Origin of the sequence: Umezawaea tangerina, from assembly GCF_003002815.1 — a bacterium.
Lineage (GTDB): Bacteria > Actinomycetota > Actinomycetes > Mycobacteriales > Pseudonocardiaceae > Umezawaea > Umezawaea tangerina.
The window spans coordinates 276,185-296,572 of record NZ_PVTF01000009.1 but is presented as its reverse complement, the minus strand read 5'-3'; the positions used below and the strand labels follow the sequence as shown (position 1 = coordinate 296,572).

12 protein-coding genes and 1 pseudogene are annotated in these 20,388 nt (G+C 70.8%); 11 read left to right on the top strand and 2 right to left on the bottom strand.

All coding sequences use genetic code 11. From position 1 onward, the window contains the following. Positions 1–51 precede the first annotated feature (51 nt). The 6 genes and pseudogenes from CLV43_RS29475 (at position 52) to CLV43_RS29455 (ending at position 9,278) form a co-directional block, all read left to right on the top strand. A complete protein-coding gene (locus tag CLV43_RS29475) occupies positions 52–2,658 on the top strand; it encodes an ATP-binding protein (RefSeq protein WP_106191037.1) in 2,607 nt (868 codons plus the stop codon). A 136-nt stretch (positions 2,659–2,794) separates the two neighbouring features. Continuing rightward, positions 2,795–7,060, top strand: a pseudogene (locus CLV43_RS29470) (DNA gyrase subunit A); the annotation flags it as partial. A 13-nt stretch (positions 7,061–7,073) separates the two neighbouring features. Further along, positions 7,074–7,358, top strand: a complete 285-nt coding sequence (locus tag CLV43_RS50345; protein ID WP_170156065.1) for an SH3-like domain-containing protein — start codon at positions 7,074–7,076, stop codon at positions 7,356–7,358. Beyond that, positions 7,351–7,623, top strand: coding sequence for an SH3-like domain-containing protein (locus CLV43_RS50340; protein WP_170156064.1), 273 nt, complete (start codon positions 7,351–7,353; stop codon positions 7,621–7,623). Before CLV43_RS50345 ends, CLV43_RS50340 begins: the two co-directional genes overlap by 8 nt. After that, positions 7,623–8,219 carry a nitrile hydratase subunit alpha gene (locus CLV43_RS29460; protein WP_211304610.1) on the top strand — a complete coding sequence of 199 codons (597 nt, stop codon included), beginning with the start codon at positions 7,623–7,625 and terminating at the stop codon, positions 8,217–8,219. Before CLV43_RS50340 ends, CLV43_RS29460 begins: the two co-directional genes overlap by 1 nt. A 498-nt stretch (positions 8,220–8,717) precedes the next feature. Then, positions 8,718–9,278: an AAA family ATPase gene (locus CLV43_RS29455; protein ID WP_106191032.1), complete on the top strand. Its 561-nt coding sequence runs from the start codon at positions 8,718–8,720 to the stop codon at positions 9,276–9,278. Here CLV43_RS29455 and CLV43_RS29450 read toward each other — a convergent pair. Further along, complete coding sequence (locus CLV43_RS29450; RefSeq protein ID WP_106191030.1) at positions 9,229–10,818, bottom strand: serine/threonine-protein kinase; 1,590 nt, start codon at positions 10,816–10,818, stop codon at positions 9,229–9,231. The two genes, CLV43_RS29455 and CLV43_RS29450, sit on opposite strands and share 50 nt — an antisense overlap. Positions 10,819–10,938: 120 nt before the next feature. Here CLV43_RS29450 and CLV43_RS29445 point away from each other — a divergent pair, with 120 nt between their 5' ends. Then, positions 10,939–12,855, top strand: coding sequence for a transglycosylase domain-containing protein (locus tag CLV43_RS29445; protein ID WP_170156063.1), 1,917 nt, complete (start codon positions 10,939–10,941; stop codon positions 12,853–12,855). A gap of 18 nt (positions 12,856–12,873) precedes the next feature. Here CLV43_RS29445 and CLV43_RS29440 read toward each other — a convergent pair whose 3' ends face one another. Next, positions 12,874–13,812: a GlxA family transcriptional regulator gene (locus CLV43_RS29440; protein ID WP_106191411.1), complete on the bottom strand. Its 939-nt coding sequence runs from the start codon at positions 13,810–13,812 to the stop codon at positions 12,874–12,876. A 180-nt stretch (positions 13,813–13,992) separates the two neighbouring features. On the opposite strand from CLV43_RS29440, the gene ilvD reads away from it, so the two are divergent. From ilvD to CLV43_RS29420, 4 genes are all read left to right on the top strand, one after another. Continuing rightward, positions 13,993–15,690 (top strand): dihydroxy-acid dehydratase, encoded by a 1,698-nt coding sequence (gene ilvD / locus CLV43_RS29435; protein WP_106191027.1) that lies wholly within the window; start codon positions 13,993–13,995, stop codon positions 15,688–15,690. A gap of 529 nt (positions 15,691–16,219) precedes the next feature. Beyond that, a complete protein-coding gene (locus CLV43_RS29430; protein WP_106191025.1) occupies positions 16,220–17,194 on the top strand; it encodes an ABC transporter permease in 975 nt (324 codons plus the stop codon). Between the two features lie 13 nt (positions 17,195–17,207). After that, positions 17,208–18,257: an ABC transporter permease gene (locus CLV43_RS29425; protein ID WP_106191023.1), complete on the top strand. Its 1,050-nt coding sequence runs from the start codon at positions 17,208–17,210 to the stop codon at positions 18,255–18,257. Further along, on the top strand, positions 18,257–20,386 hold the full coding sequence (locus tag CLV43_RS29420) for an ABC transporter ATP-binding protein (protein WP_106191022.1): 2,130 nt from the start codon (positions 18,257–18,259) through the stop codon (positions 20,384–20,386). The genes CLV43_RS29425 and CLV43_RS29420 overlap by 1 nt, the downstream gene beginning before the upstream one ends. The last annotated feature ends 2 nt before the right edge of the window (positions 20,387–20,388 follow it).

The window sequence follows — 20,388 nt, the reverse complement described above, 5'->3', positions numbered from 1 at the left end:
TACCGCCCATCGCGAACCGCGTCCGCAATCCATGATCGGGAGATTGACCCTGTGACTGCCGAGACCCTCTACGGGGCCGATGACCTGACACATCTGGAGGGTCTGGAAGCGGTCCGCAAACGACCCGGCATGTACATCGGGTCGACCGACAGCCGCGGCATCAACCACCTCTTCACCGAGATCGTCGACAACTCGACCGACGAGGGCATCGCGGGCAACGCGACCCGCGTGGTGGTGACGCTGCACGCCGACGGCAGCGTCCAGGTCGACGACGACGGCCGCGGCATCCCCACGGGGGTGCACGCGAAGTCCGGCCTGTCGGGTGTCGAGCTGGTGCTGACCAGGCTGCACGCGGGCGGCAAGTTCGGCGGGTCGGGCTACAAGACCTCCGGCGGCCTGCACGGCGTCGGCGCGTCGGCCGTGAACGCGCTGTCGCACCGGTTCGACGTGACGGTGAAGCGCGACGGCAAGGTGCACCAGATGTCGTTCGCGCACGGCGTCCCGGCCGTGTTCGACGGTCCCGGCCCCAAGGCGGCGTTCACCCACCAGACCGGGTTGCAGATCACCGGGCGGATGAAGCGCGGCGAGTCGACGGGCACGTCCATCCGGTATTGGTACGACGCCAGGTACTTCGAGAACGGGTCGTCGCTGGACGTGGAGAGCGTGCGCGCCAAGCTGCGCAACACCGCGTTCCTCGTCCCCGGCGTGACCTACGTGCTGCGCCACGCCATCGAGGACACGATCGGCGAGGAGACGTTCCACTACCCCAACGGCCTGGCCGACATGGTCGACTTCCTGGCCCCGGCGGGGGACAAGGCGGTGTCCGGCACGCTGATCGTCAACGGCACCGGCACCTACCAGGAGAACGCGGCCGACCAGAACGGCGTCATGCGGTCCAAAGTGGAGCGCCAGGCCGAGGTCGAGGTCGCGCTGCGCTGGGGCACCGGGTACGAGCGGGCCGTGGAGTGCTTCACGAACACGATCCGCAACGTTCACGGCGGCACGCACCGGCGGGGCTTCGACCGCGCGGTGGTGAAGGCGCTGCACGACGCCATCTCCAAGACCCGCGGCCTGCTCAAGCCGAAGGAGGACATGCCGACCCTGGACGACGTCCTGGAGGGCATGACCGCCGTCGTCCACGTCCGCATCCCCGAGCCGCAGTTCACCTCGCAGACCAAGGACGAGCTGTCCACCGCGGGCATCACCAAGGTCATCCAGGGCGTCGTCGAGCGGTACCTCAAGGCGTGGACCGAGGACCGCAAGACCAAGATGGAGGCCAAGGTCGTGCTGCAGAAGGTGGTCGACGCCTCGCGCGTGCGGCTCACCCAGAAGCAGCAGAAGGACGCGGCCCGCCGCAAGACCGCGCTCGAGGGCGCCTCGATGCCGCCCAAGCTCGTCGACTGCCGCGCCACCGGCGTGTCCCGCAGCGAGCTGTTCCTGGTGGAGGGCGACAGCGCGCTGGGCTGCTTCACCGGCGACACGATGGTCGCCATGGCCTACGGGCGGCCCCGGTCGTTCGCGGACCTGGTGGCCGACTGGCAGTTCGGCATCACGCACTACGGGTACGCCACCACCGACACCGGCCGCGTCGTCGTGGCGCCGCTGCTGGAGCCGCGCCTCACCCGCTACATGGCCCCGCTGGTCCGCGTGACCCTCGACAACGGCGGCGAGATCCGGTGCACCCCGGACCACCTGTTCCGGCTGCTCGACGGCGGCTACCGGCGGGCCGACGAGCTCGTCATCAACCAGTCGCTGATGCCGCTGTACCGCTCGCCGTCCATCGTGGACGGCGGCAGGCCGGTGTGGATGAACGACCGGGGGATCTGGGCGCTGCCCAAGCTCGACACCGAGGTGGAGACCACGATGTTCGGCCACCTCGACGCCCCCGGTGACGGCCGGTCGCCGGTCAACCACCAGGTGCGGTCGGTCGAGATGCTCGAGGAGGTGGCGGACGTCTACGACCTCACGGTCGACGGCCTGCACAACTTCGCCCTGGAGACCGGCGTCTTCGTGCACAACAGCGCCCGCATGGCGCGGGTGTCGGAGTACCAGGCGCTGCTCCCGCTGCGCGGCAAGATCCTCAACGTGCAGAAGGCCAGCCTGGGGGACACCCTGCGCAACGCCGAGATCGCCTCGATCGTCCAGGTGCTCGGCGCGGGCACCGGCCGCACGTTCGACCTGGCCGCCATGCGCTACGGCCGGGTGATCCTGATGGCGGACGCCGACGTCGACGGCTCGCACATCAGGACGCTGCTGATCACGCTGTTCGCCAAGTACATGCGCCCCGTCATCGAGGACGGCAGGCTCTACGCGGCGATGCCGCCGTTGCACAAGGTCGTCACCAAGGGCCGCAACCCGGAGACCCGCTTCACCTTCACCCAGCGCGAGATGGAGCAGACGGTCGCCCGGCTGGAGAAGGCGGGCAAGCAGATCGTCACGCCCGTGCCCCGGTTCAAGGGCCTCGGCGAGATGGACGCCGACGAGCTGTGGGAGACCACGATGAACCCGGCCACCCGCTCGGTCCGCCGCATCACCATGGACGACGTGGACGCGGCCGAGACCGCGCTGGAACTGCTCATGGGCGAGAAGGTCGAGCCCCGGCGCGCGTGGCTGGTGGAGTCCTCCTCGCGCGTCGACCAGTCCGCGATCGACCTCTGACCCGTCCCCGCACCCGTAGAAAGAGCGCTCAGCCATGGCACGCCGCAAAGGCCCGACGACCAAGGTCGACCCCTCCGCCTTCGACCAGGCGGGCGCGAACGTCGTCGACAACCCGCTGAAGTCCGAGATCGAGGACTCCTACCTGGAGTACGCGTACTCGGTCATCCACTCGCGCGCCCTGCCCGACGCCCGCGACGGGTTGAAGCCGGTGCACCGCCGGATCCTGTACTCGATGAACGAGCAGGGCTACCGGCCGTCGCACGCGTACGTGAAGTCGGCCCGCGTGGTCGGCGACTGCTTCGTGCGCGGCGCGCTGGTGTCCACGCCCGAGGGCCTGCGGCCGATCGAGGCCATCGGGGTGGGCGACCTGGTCCTGGACGCCGAGGGCGTCGCGGTGCCGGTGGTCGAGGCCTACGAGAACCCGGTCTCCGAGCTGGTCAGGGTGACGTGGTCGACCGGGCGGAGCATGGTCGTGACGCCGGGGCAGCGGTTCCGGACCGTGAACGACGACCTGACCCCCGGCTGGACCGCAGCCCGCGACCTCGCGGGCAGGCTCACCGCCGGTTACGGCAGCGCCCGCTGGGCCGCCGCGCCCGCGCAGGGCCGCGACGCGCGCCCGTACGTCCAGGGGCTGGTGTCGGCCGCGGGCCGGGCCGTCGACGGCGGTGTCGTCGTCGAGCTCGCCGACAGCGCGCCGCTCGACGTCGCGCACGGCTGGGCGATCGCCGCGGGCGTCGCGGCGTCCCGCGACAAGCACGAGGACCCGGTGCGGCACACCCTGACCCTGACCGGCTTCGCGGTCGACGAGGTCCCGGCATCCGTGCCCGCCGACCGCTCGACCTGGATCCCGTTCCTGGCGGGCCTGCTCGACGGCGCCGGTTCCGCCTCGCCGCACGGCGTCCTGCTGCCCGCCGCGGCAGGCTCCGCGGTCCGCGCGATGCTCGCCGACCTCGGCGTCCGCGCGAGCACCCACCCCGAGGGCCTGGCCGTGACCGGTGCCGACGCCGCCGCGCTCGCCGCGATGCTCGTGCGCTGGTCCACCACCGACGGCCTGCACGCGGTCCCGGCCACGAAGTCGCGCGCCGCGGCCCTGCCCGGCCTGTCGCTCACCGGCGTGACGTCCGTCGAACCGGTCGGCCGCGACACCACCTACGACATCCAGGTCGGCACCGCCGAGCACGCGTTCGTCGTCGAGGGCCAGGTCGTCCACAACTGCATGGGCAAGTACCACCCGCACGGCGACGGCGCGATCTACGACGCCATGGTCCGGCTGGCCCAGGACTTCTCCCTCAACACCCCGCTGGTCGACGGCCACGGCAACTTCGGCAGCCCGGACGACGGGCCCGCCGCGTCGCGGTACTGCGTGGTCGGCGACACCCGCGTCCGGCTCGCGGACGGGTCGAGCACCCGCATCGCCGACCTGGTCGACCTGCCCGCCGACGCCGAGGCGGACGCCGACTTCGAGGTCCTCGACAAGGACGGCAAGGCCGTCCGGGTCAGCAAGGTGTTCAACTCCGGCGTCCACCCGACGCTGAGCGTGACCACCAGGGCCGGGTTCTCCATCCGGGGCAGCGAGAACCACCTCGTGCTGTGCCTGGAAGCGCCCATGGGCGTGCCCCTGTTCCAGTGGCGCAGGCTGGACGAGGTCCGGCCGGGCGCGGTGGTGTGCATCGCCCGCAACGCCTGGGCCGACGTCATCCCCACCGCCCGCGAGACCATGCTGGGTGTGCGCGGTGCCGCCGCCGTGGCGCGCGGCGAGGCCGTGCCCGAGTTCGTCTGGGCGGGCGGCTGGGGCGTCAAGCGGGCGTTCCTGACGGCCGTGTTCGACGAGGACGGCGAGGTCCGCGCCACCGAGGTCGGCCCGGTCGTGCACTGCCCGGCAGGCGGGGAACTCGCGGCCGAGATCCAGGAGATGCTGGCGGAGTTCGGCGTCATCGCCCGGCGCACGGCCCCCGGCCTGGCCGTGTCCGGGGTGCGCGACCTGCGGGCGTTCGTCGAGCGCGTCGGGTTCCAGAACGCGAAGGCGCGCCGCCTGGAAGACCTGCTCCGGCGGCCGCACCGGTCGGCCCCCGACGAGATCCCGTTCGTCGCCGAGTTCGTCGGCGAGGCGCTGGACCTCGACGACTGGGAGACCGGGCGCGCGCGGATCGTGGACGGGATCGCCGACCAGGAGACCCTGGCGACCATCCTGCCGATCATGGACTCGGGCTACCGCTTCGAGACGGTGACCGACGTGGTGCCCGGCGAGCGGGCCGAGGTCTACTCGGTCCGGGTCGACACCGAGGACCACTCGTTCCTGGCGGGCGCGTTCGTCAACCACAACACCGAGGCCAGGATGTCCGAGGCGGCGATGCTGCTGGTGGGCGAGCTGGGCGAGGACACGATCGACTTCCGGCCCAACTACGACGGGTCGCTGGTCGAGCCGTCCGTGCTGCCCGCGGCGTTCCCGAACCTGCTGGTCAACGGCACGTCCGGCATCGCGGTCGGCATGGCGACGAACATGATCCCGCACAACCTGGGCGAGGTCGTGACGGCGGCGCGGTGGCTGATCACGCACCCGGACGCCTCGCTGGACAAGCTGATGGAGTTCGTGCCCGGCCCCGACCTGCCGACCGGTGGCATGCTGCTGGGCCTGGACGAGGTGCGCAAGGCCTACGAGACCGGCCGCGGTGTGGTCCGGATGCGGGCCAAGGTCGACATCGGTCCGCTGGAGGGCAGCCGGGGCAGGCAGGCGATCACGGTCACCGAGCTGCCCTACGGCGTCGGGTCCGAGCGGATCATCGAGAAGATCACCGACGAGGTCAACAAGTCCAAGCGGCTCTCCGGCATCGCGGACGTCAAGGACCTCACCGACCGCGAGAACGGCATCCGGCTGGTCGTCGAGTGCAAGGTGGGGGTGAACCCGCAGGCGCTGCTGGCCGACCTGTACCGGCTCACGCCGATGGAGCAGTCGTTCGGCATCAACAACCTGGTGCTGGTCGAGGGCCAGCCGCAGACGCTGGGGCTCAAGGCGCTGCTGGAGGTGTTCCTCGCGCACCGCTACGACGTCGTCACCCGGCGGACGAGGTTCCGCCGCCGCAAGCGCGAGGACCGGCTTCACCTGGTCGAGGGCCTGCTGACGGCGCTGCTGGACATCGACAAGGTCATCAAGCTGATCCGGGACAGCGAGAACGCCCAGGCCGCCAAGGACGGCCTGATGAAGCGGTTCAAGCTGTCCGAGATCCAGGCGACCTACATCCTGGACACGCCGCTGCGCCGCCTCACCAAGTTCGACAAGATCGAGCTGGAGGCCGAGCAGGACCGGCTGCGCACCGAGATCGCCGAGCTGACCAGGATCCTCGACGACCCGGCCGTGCTGCGGAAGCTCGTGTCCACCGAGCTCGCCGCGGTGGCCAAGGACCTGTCCGCCGACCGCCGCACCTCGCTCATCGACGGCGACCTCAAGGAGGTCCTCGCGGCGTCCAAGCCCGCCGGGCCGCTGGAGGTCGCCGACGACCCGTGCCAGGTGATCCTGTCCGCGACGGGGCTCGTGGCGCGCACCGCCGCGGAGTCGGAGGAGGCGTCGGAGGCCAGGCGCCGCAAGGGCCGCACCCGGCACGACGCGGTCGCCGCCGTGGTGCACTCCACGGCCCGCGGCCAGATCCTGCTGGTCACGAACCTGGGTCGGGCGTTCAAGACGGACGTGCTGCCGCTGCCGGTGCTGCCGGAGCAGGTCGGCACGGTGTCGTTGAGCGGTGGCATGGCCGCCAGCGAGCTGCTGCCGTTGGAGAAGGGCGAGAAGGTCGTCGGCATCGCCCCGCTCGGCGAACCGGACCCGACGTCGCCGGGCCTCGCGCTCGGCACCCGGCAGGGCGTGGTGAAGGTCTGCGCGCCCGAGTGGCCGGTGCGGTCCGACGAGTTCGAGGTCATCAGCCTCAAGGAGGGCGACGAGGTCGTCGGCGCCACCTGGTTGACCGACGGCACCGAGACGCTGGCGTTCGTCACGTCCGACTCGTCGCTGCTGCGGTACGCGGTGTCGCTCGTGCGGCCGCAGGGCCTCAAGGGCGGCGGCATGGCCGGGATCAACGTCTCGGCGGGCGCGAAGGTCGTGTTCTTCGGCGCCGTCCGCCCGGACGACGAGGTGCACGGCGAGGCGATGGTCGTGACGTCGAGCGGCCAGAGCGTGAAGGTGACACCGTTCGGGGAGTACCCGGCGAAGGGCCGGGCGACCGGCGGCGTGCGGGCGCACCGGTTCCTCAAGGGCGAGACCGGCCTCGTGCTGGCCTGGATCGGCTCCCGCCCGGCGGGCTCGTCGAAGTCCGGCGTCCCGGTGGAGCTGCCCGAGGTGGACCAGCGACGGGACGGGTCCGGCTCACCGCACCCCGGCCCGGACGTGGTGGGGCACGTGATCGAGCGGGGCTGACCGAGGAGGCGCGATGAGCCGGATCAACGACGTCGGCGGGATGCACGGGTTCCCGCCGATCGAGCGGGAGATCGAGGAGCCACCCTTCCACGCGGACTGGGAGGCCCACGTGTTCGCGCTCAACCGCGCCCTCATCGGCCGCGGCGTCTACAACCTCGACGAGTTCCGCGACGCCGTCGAACGCCTCCCACCCCAGGAGTTCCTCGCCTCGTCGTACTACGAACGCTGGTTCCGCGCCCTCTCCACCCTCCTGGTGGAGAAGGGTGTCTGCACCGCCGAGGAGCTCACCGGTGCCTGACCTCTTCGCCCCCGGCGACCGCGTCCGCACCACCAACCTCGACCCGCCGCACCACACCAGGGTGCCCCGCTACGCCCGCGGCGCCCCCGGTGTCGTCGTCGAGGTCGAGGGCCACCACCCGCTCGCCGACGACCGCGCCCGCGGCCTGCCCACCACCCCGCAACCGGTGTACGCCGTGCGCTTCACCGCCCGCGACCTGTTCGGCGAGGGCGACCACTCGGTCACCCTCGCGGTCTGGGAGACCCACCTACGAGCGGAGCCGTGATGAGCGGAGACCACACCGGAACCGACGCCGCCATCGCCGCACAGGTCCGCCACGTCGAAGCCCTGCTCGAAGAACGCGGACTCGTGGACCCCAAGGAACTCGACCGGGCCATGGAAGCCTTCCTCGCCAAGGCCAACCCCGACAACGGCGCCCGCCTGGTCGCCAGGGCCTGGCTCGACCCCGCCTTCCACCACCGCCTGCTCACCGACGCCTCAACAGCACTGACCGAAATCGGCCTCTCCATGGGCGGCGGCCTCCAGGAACAACGCCTCAAAGTGGTCGCCAACACCCCCACCACCCACAACGTCATCGTCTGCACCCTCTGCTCCTGCTACCCAGTAGCCCTACTGGGCCCCTCCCCAACCTGGTACAAGAGCGAGGCCTACCGCTCACGAGTCGTCCGCGACCCCCGCTCGGTACTAGCGGAATTCGACTTCCACCTACCCCCGACCACAACCATCACCGTCTGGGACGCCAACGCCGAAACCCGCTTCATGGTCATCCCCCAACGCCCAAAAAACACCGACAACCTAGACGAACACGCCCTTGCCAACCTCGTAACCAGAAACGGCCTAATCGGCGTCGCACCGCTCTAACCCCCACCCAGTCCGAGCGCAGCGAGGATGCCCTTCCGACGGCGCAGCCGAGGATCCCCAGTTGGGCGAAGCCCGCCAGCGCGCATCCGGCGCGGAGCGCCTGGGGCCTTGTCCGCCGCGAAGCAAGGATGCTCTGTCCGACGCGCAGCGAGGATGCTTTGTCCAACGCGCAGCGAGGATGCCTTGTCCGACGGCGAAGCCGAGGATGCCTTGTCGGACGTAGTCCGATGCCCTGTCGAGCGCAGCTCGATGCTGGCGAAGCCAGACTTCCCCTCTGCCCCCGATCCACAGCGCCCTCCTGCTTGATCTTGCTTGTCAAGACAGCTCTATCGTCTTGACAAGCAAGATCAAGCATTGAGACAATCGCGCGCCGGGGGCCGGGCTTCCCCACAGGTGAGAGGGCAGGAACCGGGCTTCACCGGGAGACGGGCACAACACAGAGAACCGGGCTCAGCTCTTCCCCCGCCCTCCACGCCAAGCTCATGCCACCCTCACCCCATGCCACTGATCTGGATCACCGGCACCTCAGGCGCGGGTAAATCCACCCTCTGCGCCCACCTCAACTCCCTCGGCCACCCAGCCGTGGACGCCGACTGGGAGGGCTACAACCACTGGGTCGACCGCACCACCGGCCTCACCGTCGCCGACCCGCCCGACCCCGTCCCCCCTGGCTGGCTGGACCGCTTCTCCTGGCGCGTCAACCGACAACAGGTCGAAGCCCTGGCAGCAGGCACCGAAGAGACCACCTACCTCTGCGGAACAGTGGAAAACGAAGACGACGTCCGCGACCTCTTCGCCCTCACCATCTGCCTGGTCGTCGACGACGAGACCCTTGAGCACCGCCTGCTCACCCGCACCACGAACACCTTCGGCAAGCACCCCGAGGAACTGGCGGCCGCTCTCCACCACAACGCCGCCGTCGAACCCACCTACCGGAGCCTGGGCGCGACGATCGTCGACGGCACCCGCCCCTTGGACCAGGTCACCCGCGCGGTCTTGGAGGCAGCCCTCAGCTCTGGTTGTCGATCAGCCACGCACCGCCCTGCTGCACCAGCGTGAACGTGAACGTCTCCGGTGGCTGCGTACCGTTCACGGCGACGTAGTTCACCGTCGCGGTGACCACTCCGGGTCCCTGCTCGACCACGTTCGACGTCGACACCGAGCTGAACCGGTTCCAGAAGTCCACGTAGTCCGCGAAGCTCGGTGCACGGGCGGCCTTGAACGAGTTGGTCAGGCGCGCGTAGGACGCTTCCTTGTTCGCCAGCAGCCCCGCGTAGTAGTCCTGCAACGCCTGCGCCGCGGTCCCGTTGGGCGGCGGAGGCGTGTTCGAGGGCTGCTGCGACGTGGTCGTGGGTGGGGTCTCGGAGGTCGTCGTCACCGCTTCCCCGGTGGTCTCCGCGGGCTGTCCGCCTCCGGAGGTCGTCTGGGGCGGCGCGCTCGTGGAGCTGGACGGGTTGCCGCCCTGCCCTTCGGTGCCCTTGTCCCGGTTGGCGATCAGGAACACCACCCCGACGATCACGAGCAGCAGCACCAGCACCCCGGCCAAGCCGAAGATGGCTTTTTTCCGCCGCTTCTCGTCCTCCGTCGGCGGCGGCTTCGCCACGGCGGGCGCCGCGGACGGCGCAGCGGTGGGCGCGGCAGGAGGTGCGACAGGATCCGGGACCACGACCGGTGCCACCACCGGCACGGAGGCCTCCGGTTCGGGCTCGGCCGCGACGGGCTCGGCGGCCACGGGCTCCCCGACGGGCTCCCGGTCCACCAGCGTCGGCACCGGTTCCCGGATCTCCGCCAGGACCGCCAGCTCCTCGGCCGCCTCCGGCATCGTCGGCCGGGTCTCCGGGTCCGGGTCGAGCAGGCGCAGCAGCACCGGGGTCAGCGCCCCGGCCCGCTCCGGCGGGCGGATCGTGCCCTCGGCCACCCGGTGCAGCTGGGCGATCGAGTTCTCCGAGATGCCGAACGGCGGCGTGCCCTCGACGGCGTTGTACAGCGTGGCACCGAGCGAGAACACGTCCGACGGGTACCCGCCGTCCTCGCCCTTGGCGACCTCGGGGGAGAAGAACGCGGGGGTGCCGACGGACCGACCGGTCGCGGTGGCCGTGGCGTCGTCGATGGCGCGCGAGATCCCGAAGTCGGTGATCTTCACGGCACCCGCGTCGCCGAGCAGCACGTTGCCGGGCTTGACGTCGCGGTGCACCACGTTGACCTTGTGCGCGGCCGCCAGTGCGGCGGCGAGCTGGCCGCCGATCTGGATCACGTCGTCGACCGGCAGCGGCCCGTTCTCCGCGATCACCAGCGCGAGGCTCTTGGACGGCAGGTACTCCATGATCAGCCACGGCTGGCCGTCGTGCTCCACGACGTCGTACACGGCGATCGCGTTGGGGTGCTGCAGCCGCGCGGCGATGCGCGCCTCCCGCATGGCACGGCGACGGGCCTGCTGGGCCGCCTTCTCGTCGAGGTACGAGGGCAGCAGCAGTTCCTTGACCGCGACGATGCGGTCCAACCTTTGGTCCTGGGCGCGCCAGACCAGCCCCATGGCTCCACCGCCAAGTCGCTCGGCCAGCTGATAACGCCCGGCGATCCGCCGGTTTTCCTCGCTCACGTGCGACTCCCCGGACTGGCAAACGCTGACGGTACGGCAATGTTAGTGGGGTACCTCCGAGGCTGATCGAATGAGGCCGACAGAATGGCCCGCGTCGAAGTCCTCGGGGGAAGGAACTTGGTGGCGGAGCAGCGCGACGACCGGGATGTGCGGGCCAGGCCGAAGCGGGGGTGGCGCTGGGTCCGGCGGGTCGGTTACGCGCTGCTCGCGCTGGTGGTGCTCGTGCCGGTGGGGGCCTTCGCGGTGGTGGACCGGGTGGTGGACGTGCCCAGCACGACCGAGATCTCGGCGCGGCTGGGCAAGGTCGTCACGATCCTCTACGCGGACGGCTCCGAGATGACCCGGATGGCCGCCGACGGCGCGAACCGGACGCTGATCGCGAACGGGCGGATCCCGGACGACGTGCGGCACGCGGTCTACGCCGCCGAGCAGCCGGACTTCGAGACGTCCTCGGACTTCGACCTCGGCTCCGGCCTGGCGAAGCAGTACCTGCGCGCGGTGACCGAGTCGTACGAGGACTCCTGGCGCCGCGAGTTCGTCGACTTCGTGACCGCGCACAAGCTCAGCTCGAACGAGAGCAAGGACCTGGTGCTCACCGGGTACCTCGACACCGTCCACTTCGGCCGAACGGCCTACGGCGTCGTCGCGGCCGCGCGGATGTACTACGCCAAGGCCGTCGCGGACCTGACGGCGTCCGAGGCCGCGATGATCGCCGGGGTGATCAGGGACCCGGCGAAGGCGGACGACCCGGTCTACGCCGAGGCCCGCTGGAACGCGGTCATGGACGGCATGGTCGAGCACGGCTGGATGACCCGCGACTACCGCGCCGCCCAGGAGTTCCCGAAACCGGTACCGGTCGAGGAGTCGCGGCTCGAGCCGCTCGCGGGCCCGCGAGCGCTGATCCAGGCCGAGGTGCTCCGCGAGCTGGAGCGCAAGGGCTTCCCGGTGGAGCGCGCCGCGCAGCTGGGGCTCGTCGTGCAGACGACCATCGACCCCAAGGCGCAGTCGGCGGCGGAGAGCGCCGTCGACGAGGTGATGGTGGGCCAGCCGGAGGTGCTGCGCCAGTCGATCACCGCCGTGGACCCGGCCAAGGGGGCCGTGCGCGCCTACTGGGCGGGCCGGGACGGCCAGGGGGCCGACTACGCGCGCGACACGCTCCAGGCGCCGGGCACGGCGTTCCTGCCCTTCGACCTGGTGGCCGCCCTGCGGAAGGGCATCGGCCTGGGCGCGAAGCTGGACGGCACGTCCCCGCGGACGTTCCCCGGCAGGGAGGCCAACCCCGTCAGGAACAACGGCGGCACCCCGTCCTGCGCCAAGGAGTGCGGCCTGCGCGCCGCGGTGGAGCAGGACGTCGCCACGGTTTTCTACGACCTGGTCGTCAACCAGGTCGGCACGGTCGCCGTGGCGGACGCGGCCAAGGCGGCCGGGATCCCGGCGTCGGTCAAGGTCTCGAACGTCGAGCGCGAGCTGCTGGGCGGCCACGACCCCGGTTCCGCGCCGGACGGCGACATCGCCCTCGGCGGGGGCCTCACCCTGGTCCGCCCGTTCGACCTGGCGGTCGCCTACGGCACGTTCGCCGCCGAGGGCGTCCGGCACGAGCCGTACTTCGTCGAGAAGGTCGAGGACACCCCCGGCCACCTGCTCTACCAGCACACCGACGCCGCCAGGTCCGCGTTCGACGGCGACCAGGTCAGGAGCAAGGCCGTCGCGGACAACGTCACCGCCGCGCTCAAGGGGGTCCCCGGCATCGCGGGGATCCCGTGCGCGAACCGGGAGTGCGCGGGCAAGCCCGGCGTGCAGACCCTGGACGCGGGCGGGAACTCGCAGGCCTGGATGGTCGGCTACACCCCGTCGCTCGCCGCGTCGGTCTGGGTCGGCACCGCCGAGGGCGCGGTGGCGCTGCGGGACAAGACGGGCCAGGCCGTCACCGGGTCCGGACTGCCCGGTCTGCTGTGGCAGCGGTTCATGGACAGGGCGCTCGACGGCACGCCGCCGGTCGCCTTCCCCGCACCGACCCCGATCGGCCAGTTCGAGTAGTCAGTCCACTTCGGACGGTCACTGGAACGCGTGCCGGTAGGCCTGCGGGCTCACCCCCGTCACGCGCTTGAACCTGTCCCGGAACGACGTGGGGGAGCCGAAGCCGACCTGCAGGGCGATCCGGTCCACGGTGTGCCCGGTCGTCTCCAGCAGGAACTGAGCCTGGCGCACCCGCGCCCGGTGCAGCCACTGCAACGGCGTCGAGCCGGTCTGCTCGCGGAACCGGCGCAGCAGCGTGCGGGTGCTCATGCCGCTGTGCCGGGCGATGTCGTCGAGCGTGAGGTCGCGCTCGACGTTGTCCTGCATCCACCGCAGCACCGGTTCCAGCACGGAGCCCTGCGGGGTGGGCGGCGGCTCGTTCACGATGAACTGCGCCTGCCCGCCCTCGCGCTCCAGCGGCATCACCGACAGCCGCGCGGCGTCCGCGGCGACCGCCGACCCGTGGTCGCGCCGGATCAGGTGCAGGCACAGGTCCAACCCCGCCGCGGCACCGGCGGACGTGAGGATCGACCCGTTGTCGACGTAGAGCACGTCCGGGTCGACGTCGACCTCCGGGTGCAGCTGGGCCAGCATCGCGGCCGCGGCCCAGTGCGTGGTCGCGCGCATCCCGTCGAGCAGGCCCGCGGCCGCCAGCGTGAACGTGCCGGAGCAGATGGACGCGATCCGGGTCCCGGCGGCCGCCGCGGCCCTCAGCGCGTCCAGCACCGGCTCCGGGACCGGCCGGGTCACCGTCGCCGTGCCCGGCACGATGATCGTGTCCGCGTCGGCGAGCCCGTCCAGGCCGCACCGCGCCGTGATGGTGAACAGGCCCGCGTCCACCACGGGCTCCGCGGCGCACACCCGGACCCGGTAGGCGGGGCGCCCGTCGGGCAGCCGGGCTCGCCCGAACACCTCCAGCGGGGTGCCGAGGTCGAACGGGACCACCTGCTCCAGCGCGAGTACCGCCACGGTGTGCATGGCGACAACGTAGAACAACCCCGTGATCCCGCCAAACGTTTGCACCTGGGCTTATAGTTCCTGGCCGCCGTTGGCGAGAACTCGTTGGAACGTGGCGTTCACGCCACTGGCGAACGAGTCGGGAAGGTGTTCGGGGCGCGCCCGCGTGTCATGGCGGTGGGGGAGGGTTAGGTTCCGTCCATGAACGAGACCCCCGACATCAAGCCGCGCAGCCGCGACGTCACCGACGGTCTGGAGCGCACCGCCGCGCGCGGGATGCTCCGGGCCGTCGGCATGGGCGACGAGGACTGGGTGAAGCCCCAGATCGGGGTCGCCTCGTCGTGGAACGAGATCACCCCGTGCAACCTGTCGCTGGACCGGCTGGCCAAGGCCAGCAAGGAGGGCGTGCACGCGGCGGGCGGCTACCCGCTGGAGTTCGGCACGATCTCGGTGTCCGACGGCATCTCGATGGGCCACGAGGGCATGCACTTCTCGCTGGTGTCGCGCGAGGTGATCGCGGACAGCGTGGAGACCGTGATGCAGGCCGAGCGGCTGGACGGCTCGGTGCTGCTCGCGGGCTGCGACAAGTCGCTGCCCGGCATGCTCATGGCGGCCGCGCGGCTCGACCTGGCCAGCGTGTTCCTCTACGCGGGCTCGACCCTGCCCGGCAGCGTCAAGCTCTCGGACGGCAGCGAGCGCGAGGTCACGATCATCGACGCGTTCGAGGCCGTCGGCGCCTGCTCGCGCGGCCTGATGAGCCGCGCCGACGTGGACCTGATCGAACGCGCGATCTGCCCCGGCGAGGGCGCCTGCGGCGGCATGTACACGGCGAACACGATGGCCAGCGCCGCCGAGGCGCTCGGCATGTCGCTGCCCGGCAGCGCCGCGCCGCCCGCGCCCGACCTGCGGCGCGACGGGTTCGCCCGACGCTCGGGCGAGGCCGTCGTGGGGATGCTGCGCCGGGGGATCACCGCGCGGGCGATCATGACCCGCGAGGCGTTCGAGAACGCGATCGCGGTCGTGATGGCGTTCGGCGGGTCGACCAACGCGGTGCTGCACCTGCTGGCGATCGCCCACGAGGCCGAGGTCGAGCTGAGCCTGGACGACTTCACCCGGATCGGCGCGCGGGTCCCGCACCTGGCGGACGTGAAGCCGTTCGGGCGGCACGTGATGACCGACGTGGACCGCATCGGCGGCGTGCCGGTGGTGATGAAGGCGCTGCTGGACGCGGGCCTGCTGCACGGCGACTGCCTCACCGTCACCGGTCGCACGGTGGCCGAGAACCTCGCCGACATCGCGCCCCCCGACCCCGACGGCACCGTGCTGCGCGCCATGGACAAGCCGATCCACCGGACCGGCGGCATCACCATCCTGCGCGGCTCCCTCTCGCCCGACGGGGCCGTCGTCAAGTCCGCCGGGTTCGACTCGGACGTGTTCACCGGCACCGCGCGCGTGTTCGACCGCGAGCGCGCGGCCATGGACGCCCTGGAGGACGGCACGATCACCGCCGGGGACGTCGTGGTCATCCGCTACGAGGGCCCCAAGGGCGGCCCCGGCATGCGCGAGATGCTGGCCATCACGGCGGCCATCAAGGGCGCGGGCCTCGGCAAGGACGTCCTGCTGCTCACCGACGGCCGCTTCTCCGGCGGCACCACCGGCCTCTGCGTCGGCCACGTCGCCCCGGAGGCCGTCGACGGCGGCCCGATCGCGTTCGTCCGCGACGGCGACCGCATCACGCTCGACGTCGCCACCGGCACCCTCGACCTCGACGTGGACCCCACCGAACTGGCCGCCCGCCGCGAGGGCTGGGAACCGCTGCCCGCGCGCTACCGGCGCGGCGTGCTGGCCAAGTACGCGAAGCTGGTCGGCTCGGCGTCGGGCGGGGCGGTCTGCGGGTAGGCATTTCCTGCGGTGTGGAAGGGGGTGTCCGGAAGATGGGCACCCCCTTGACCGTTTCCGCTGGTCGCTTGACGTGTCAACCCCTACTTCAACAAATGGCGTCGCCCATACTTTTCGACGTTCACAAGAACGGGTTCACTCGACCGGGGTACTCGTTAGCGGAAGTGTGAACGGTCAAAAAGACTGCCCGAAGCGCGGGTTGTCCGAAGTGCTCCGGGGTAACGCGCGTGTTTCCCCCGTGTAGGCGATGGTCACGAACTCGTCCCAATTGGGAGTGGAGCCGGTTGCAAGGCGGAAGATCACCGCGAGTCGGTGGTCAAACCGGTACCCGATCGGCCATGCTGCTCGCCGGCACGACCCGTTTCACGCGGCTAACACGCAGGTCAGGCGATCCTGACGGGGTGACACGTGGGGCGGTCCCATCATCGGAGGTGGGCGTGTTTAATCTCATCGCCAGAAGCGGGCACTTCGGCTGGCGCCGATGTCCGTCGTCAACGTCGCACTGCACCCGCGGAAGGACTGAGCACAGGTGACCGGATTCCTGTTGCGGCGGTTGGTCAACTACGTAGTGCTGGCGTTCGTCGCGACGTTCCTAGCCTTCAGCCTGGCCTCCATCACATTCGACCCCATTGGCGTGCTGCAGCAGCGCAATCCTCCGCCGCCCGCCGCCACGATCGATGCCAAGCGCCACGACCTGCACCTCGACCAGCCGATTCCGCAGCGATTCTTCACCTGGATGGGTGGCGTCGTCCAAGGCGACTTCGGCCGGACGATCGCCGACCGGCCGATCACCGACGAGCTCGGCAGGCGGGTGGGCGTGAGCCTGCGGCTGTTCCTGCTCGGCATCACGATCGGCATCCTCTTCGGCGTGCTGCTCGGCGTGGTGAGCGCGATCCGCCAGTACAAGTTCAGCGACTACTTCGCCACACTGTTCTCGTTCGTGGTGCTGTCGACCCCGGTGTTCGTGCTCGGCACCGTGCTCAAGCTCGGCGCCCAGAACCTGAACAACTCGATCGGCGACAACGTCCTGCTGTTCACCGGCGAGACGACACCGGGCTTCGAGGGCAGCTGGATCGCGTCGCTGCTGGACCGGGTGCAGCACCTCATCGTGCCGACCCTGACGATCGCGCTCGGGCAGATCGCGTACTACAGCCGCTACCAGCGCTCGTCGATGCTCGACGTGCTGGGCAGCGACTTCCTGAGGACCGCGCAGGCCAAGGGCCTCACCCGGCGCAAGGCGCTGTTCAAGCACGGCCTGCGCACCGCGCTGATCCCGATGGCCACGCTGTTCGCGTTCGGCTTCGGCCTGCTGGTGGTGGGCGGCACGTTCACCGAGCGGCTGTTCAGCTGGTTCGGCATGGGCGACTGGCTGATCACCGGCATCTCCACGCAGGACACCAACGTGACGGCCACGGTGACGCTGTTCGTCGCGGTCTGCGTGCTCTTCTCCGGATGGCTGGCCGACGTGCTCTACGCGGCTCTCGACCCCCGAATCCGCATCTAGGCAGGGTGACGACGTGACCGTAATCCTCAACGAGGGCGACTCCGCGGGTACCTCGGGTGCCGCCTCGGGCAGCCCCGTCGACGCCGCGCCGGAGCCCGGCAAGTCCACGACCAGGGGCAGGCTCGTCCTGACCCGGTTCCTGCGCAACAGGCTGGCGCTGTTCGGCCTGGTCGTCATCGTGCTGATGTACCTGCTGGCGTTCGTCGGCCCGCTGCTGTCCAAGTGGAGCTACGACGAGCAGGACTACACCGCGTTCCTCCAGGCGCCCTACCCGGCGCACATCTTCGGCACCGACAAGATCGGCACGGACATGTTCGCGCAGACCATGCGCGGGCTGCAGAAGTCGCTGCTCATCGGTCTGCTGGTGGCGGTCATCTCGACCGGGTTCGCGGCGCTGGTCGGCGCGGTCGCCGGCTACTTCCTCGGCTGGGTCGACCGCGGCCTCATGTGGATGGTCGACCTGCTGCTGGTGCTGCCGTCGTTCCTGATCATCGCGATCCTCAGCCCCGCGTTCCGCGGCAAGTCCTGGCTGCTGTTCGTGGTGCTGCTCGCGGCGTTCCAGTGGATGATCACCGCCCGCATCGTGCGCGGCATGACGCTCACGCTCAAGGAGCGCGAGTTCGTCAAGGCCGCCAAGTACATGGGGCAGTCGCCGGGGCGGATCATCGCCAAGCACATCGTGCCGAACATGGCGTCGCTGCTGATCATCGACGCGACCATCAACGTCGGCTCCGCGGTGCTCGCCGAGACGGGCCTGAGCTACTTCGGCTTCGGCGTGCAGCCACCGGACGTCTCGCTCGGCACGCTCATCGCGTCCGGCAGCGACTCGGCGCTCACCTACGCCTGGCTGTTCCTCATCCCGGCGGGCTTCCTGGTCGTGTTCGTGCTCGCCGTGAACTTCGTCGGCGACGGACTGCGCGACGCGCTCGACCCGACGTCCTCCCGCGGCCGCAAGCGCGAGAAGAAGGCCGACCGGGACCGGGACGACGACGCGCCCGCGTCCACGCAGGGACCCGACACCACCACGTCCAGCACCACCACGTCCGGCGGAGGAAAAGCCTGATGTCCAGCGCGGAACTCCTCTTCGACTCCGCCGACCGCCCGGCCCCGACCGGGCCGGTGCTGGAGGTCCACGACCTCGCGGTGTCCTTCCCCAGCGAGTCCGGCCGGGTGCGCGCGGTGCGCGGCCTGAGCTACCAGGTCGCGCCCGGCGAGGTGCTCGGCATCGTCGGCGAGTCCGGCTCCGGCAAGTCGGTGTCCTCGCTCGCGGTCATGGGCCTGCTGCCCCCGCAGGCGCGGATCACCGGCTCCATCAAGTTCCAGGGCCGCGAGCTGATCGGCCTCAACGACGGCGAGCTCTCGAAGATCCGCGGCAAGCGCGTCTCGATGGTGTTCCAGGACCCGCTGTCGGCGCTCACCCCGGTCTACACCGTGGGCGACCAGATCGCCGAGGCGCTGCTGGTGCACCGCGGCGCGAAGATCTCCAAGCAGGCCGCCGCCAAGCGCGCGGTCGAGCTGCTGGACCTGGTCGGCATCCCGAACGCCGTCGAGCGCGCCAAGGCGTTCCCGCACGAGTTCTCCGGCGGCATGCGGCAGCGCGCGGTCATCGCGATGGCCATCGCCAACGACCCCGACCTGATCATCGCCGACGAGCCGACCACCGCGCTCGACGTGACGGTGCAGGCGCAGGTGCTGGAGGTGCTCAAGACCGCGCAGGAGGTCACCGGCGCGGGCATCGTGATCATCACCCACGACCTCGGCGTGGTCGCGGGCTTCGCCGACCGGCTGATGGTGATGTACGCGGGCAAGGCCGTGGAGACCGGGCAGGTCGACGAGATCTACGCCCGCCCCCGGATGCCGTACACGCTGGGCCTGCTGGGTTCCATCCCGCGCCTGGACGTCGGCGAGAAGCAGCCGCTGGTGCCGATCGTGGGCCAGCCGCCGTCGCTGACCGAGCTGCCGCCGGGCTGCCCGTTCGCCCCGCGCTGCCCGATGGAGGTCGACGCCTGCCGCACGGCCGAGCCCGAGCTGGTGGACGTGGACGGCTCGGCCGAGCACCGCGCGGCCTGCATCCGCACCGACGAGCTGGCGGCCAGCGACACCGAGGGCGCCGAGGCGGCCGTGGAGATCTTCGGCGCCGAGGTCGTCGAGGAGGCGCCGATCGCGAAGGTGCCCCGCGAGGAGCGCAAGATCGTGCTCCAGCTCTCCGGCCTGGTGAAGCACTACCCGGTCACCAAGGGCGTCGTGCTCAAGCGCCGGGTGGGCACCGTGCACGCCGTCGACGGCATCTCCTTCGACATCCGCGAGGGCGAGACCCTGGGCGTCGTCGGCGAGTCCGGCTGCGGCAAGACGACCACGCTGATGGAGATCCTCAACCTCCAGAAGCCCATGGGCGGCACGCTGTCCGTGCTCGGCCAGGACGCCGCGGACCTGAACGCCAAGTCCCGCAAGGCGATCCGCCGCGACCTCCAGGTCGTGTTCCAGGACCCGATGGCCGCGCTCGACCCCCGGCTGCCGATCTTCGACGTGATCGCCGAGCCGATGCAGGTGCACGACCTGGACAAGGAGCACATCGCCAACCGGGTCCCGGAGCTGCTCGACCTGGTCGGGCTGCGCCGCGAGCACGCGTCGCGGTACCCGGCGGAGTTCTCCGGCGGCCAGCGGCAGCGCATCGGCATCGCGCGGGCGCTGGCGCTCAACCCCAAGCTGCTCGTGCTCGACGAGCCGGTGTCCGCGCTGGACGTGTCGATCCAGGCGGGTGTGATCAACCTGCTGGAGGAGCTGAAGGCCAAGCTGGGCCTGAGCTACCTGTTCGTCGCGCACGACCTGTCCGTGGTGCGCCACATCGCGGACCGGGTCGCGGTCATGTACCTGGGCAAGATCGTCGAGATCGGCCAGGTCGACGAGGTCTTCGACGCGCCGCGCCACCCCTACACGCAGGCGCTGCTGTCGGCGATCCCGATCCCGGACCCGGTCAAGGAGCGGCAGCGCGAGCGGATCCTGGTGACGGGCGACCTGCCCAGCCCGGCCAACCCGCCGTCGGGCTGCCGGTTCCGCACCCGCTGCTTCCTGCACGCGACGCTGTCGGAGGACAAGCAGCGCACGTGCGTCGAGGTGGAGCCGCCGCGCCAGGAGCAGGGCGAGGACCACGAGGCCGCCTGCCACTTCGCTCAAATCAGGCAAGTCCTCTGAGT

Bases quoted from the DNA above. Each gene is read 5' to 3' on its own strand.
- CLV43_RS50345 (WP_170156065.1), top strand. From the start codon at position 7,074: ATGAGCCGGATCAACGACGTCGGCGGGATGCACGGGTTCCCGCCGATC.
- CLV43_RS29460 (WP_211304610.1), top strand. From the start codon at position 7,623: ATGAGCGGAGACCACACCGGAACCGACGCCGCCATCGCCGCACAGGTC.
- CLV43_RS29455 (WP_106191032.1), top strand. From the start codon at position 8,718: ATGCCACTGATCTGGATCACCGGCACCTCAGGCGCGGGTAAATCCACC.
- CLV43_RS29440 (WP_106191411.1), bottom strand. From the start codon at position 13,812: ATGCACACCGTGGCGGTACTCGCGCTGGAGCAGGTGGTCCCGTTCGAC.
- ilvD (WP_106191027.1), top strand. From the start codon at position 13,993: ATGAACGAGACCCCCGACATCAAGCCGCGCAGCCGCGACGTCACCGAC.
- CLV43_RS29420 (WP_106191022.1), top strand. From the start codon at position 18,257: ATGTCCAGCGCGGAACTCCTCTTCGACTCCGCCGACCGCCCGGCCCCG.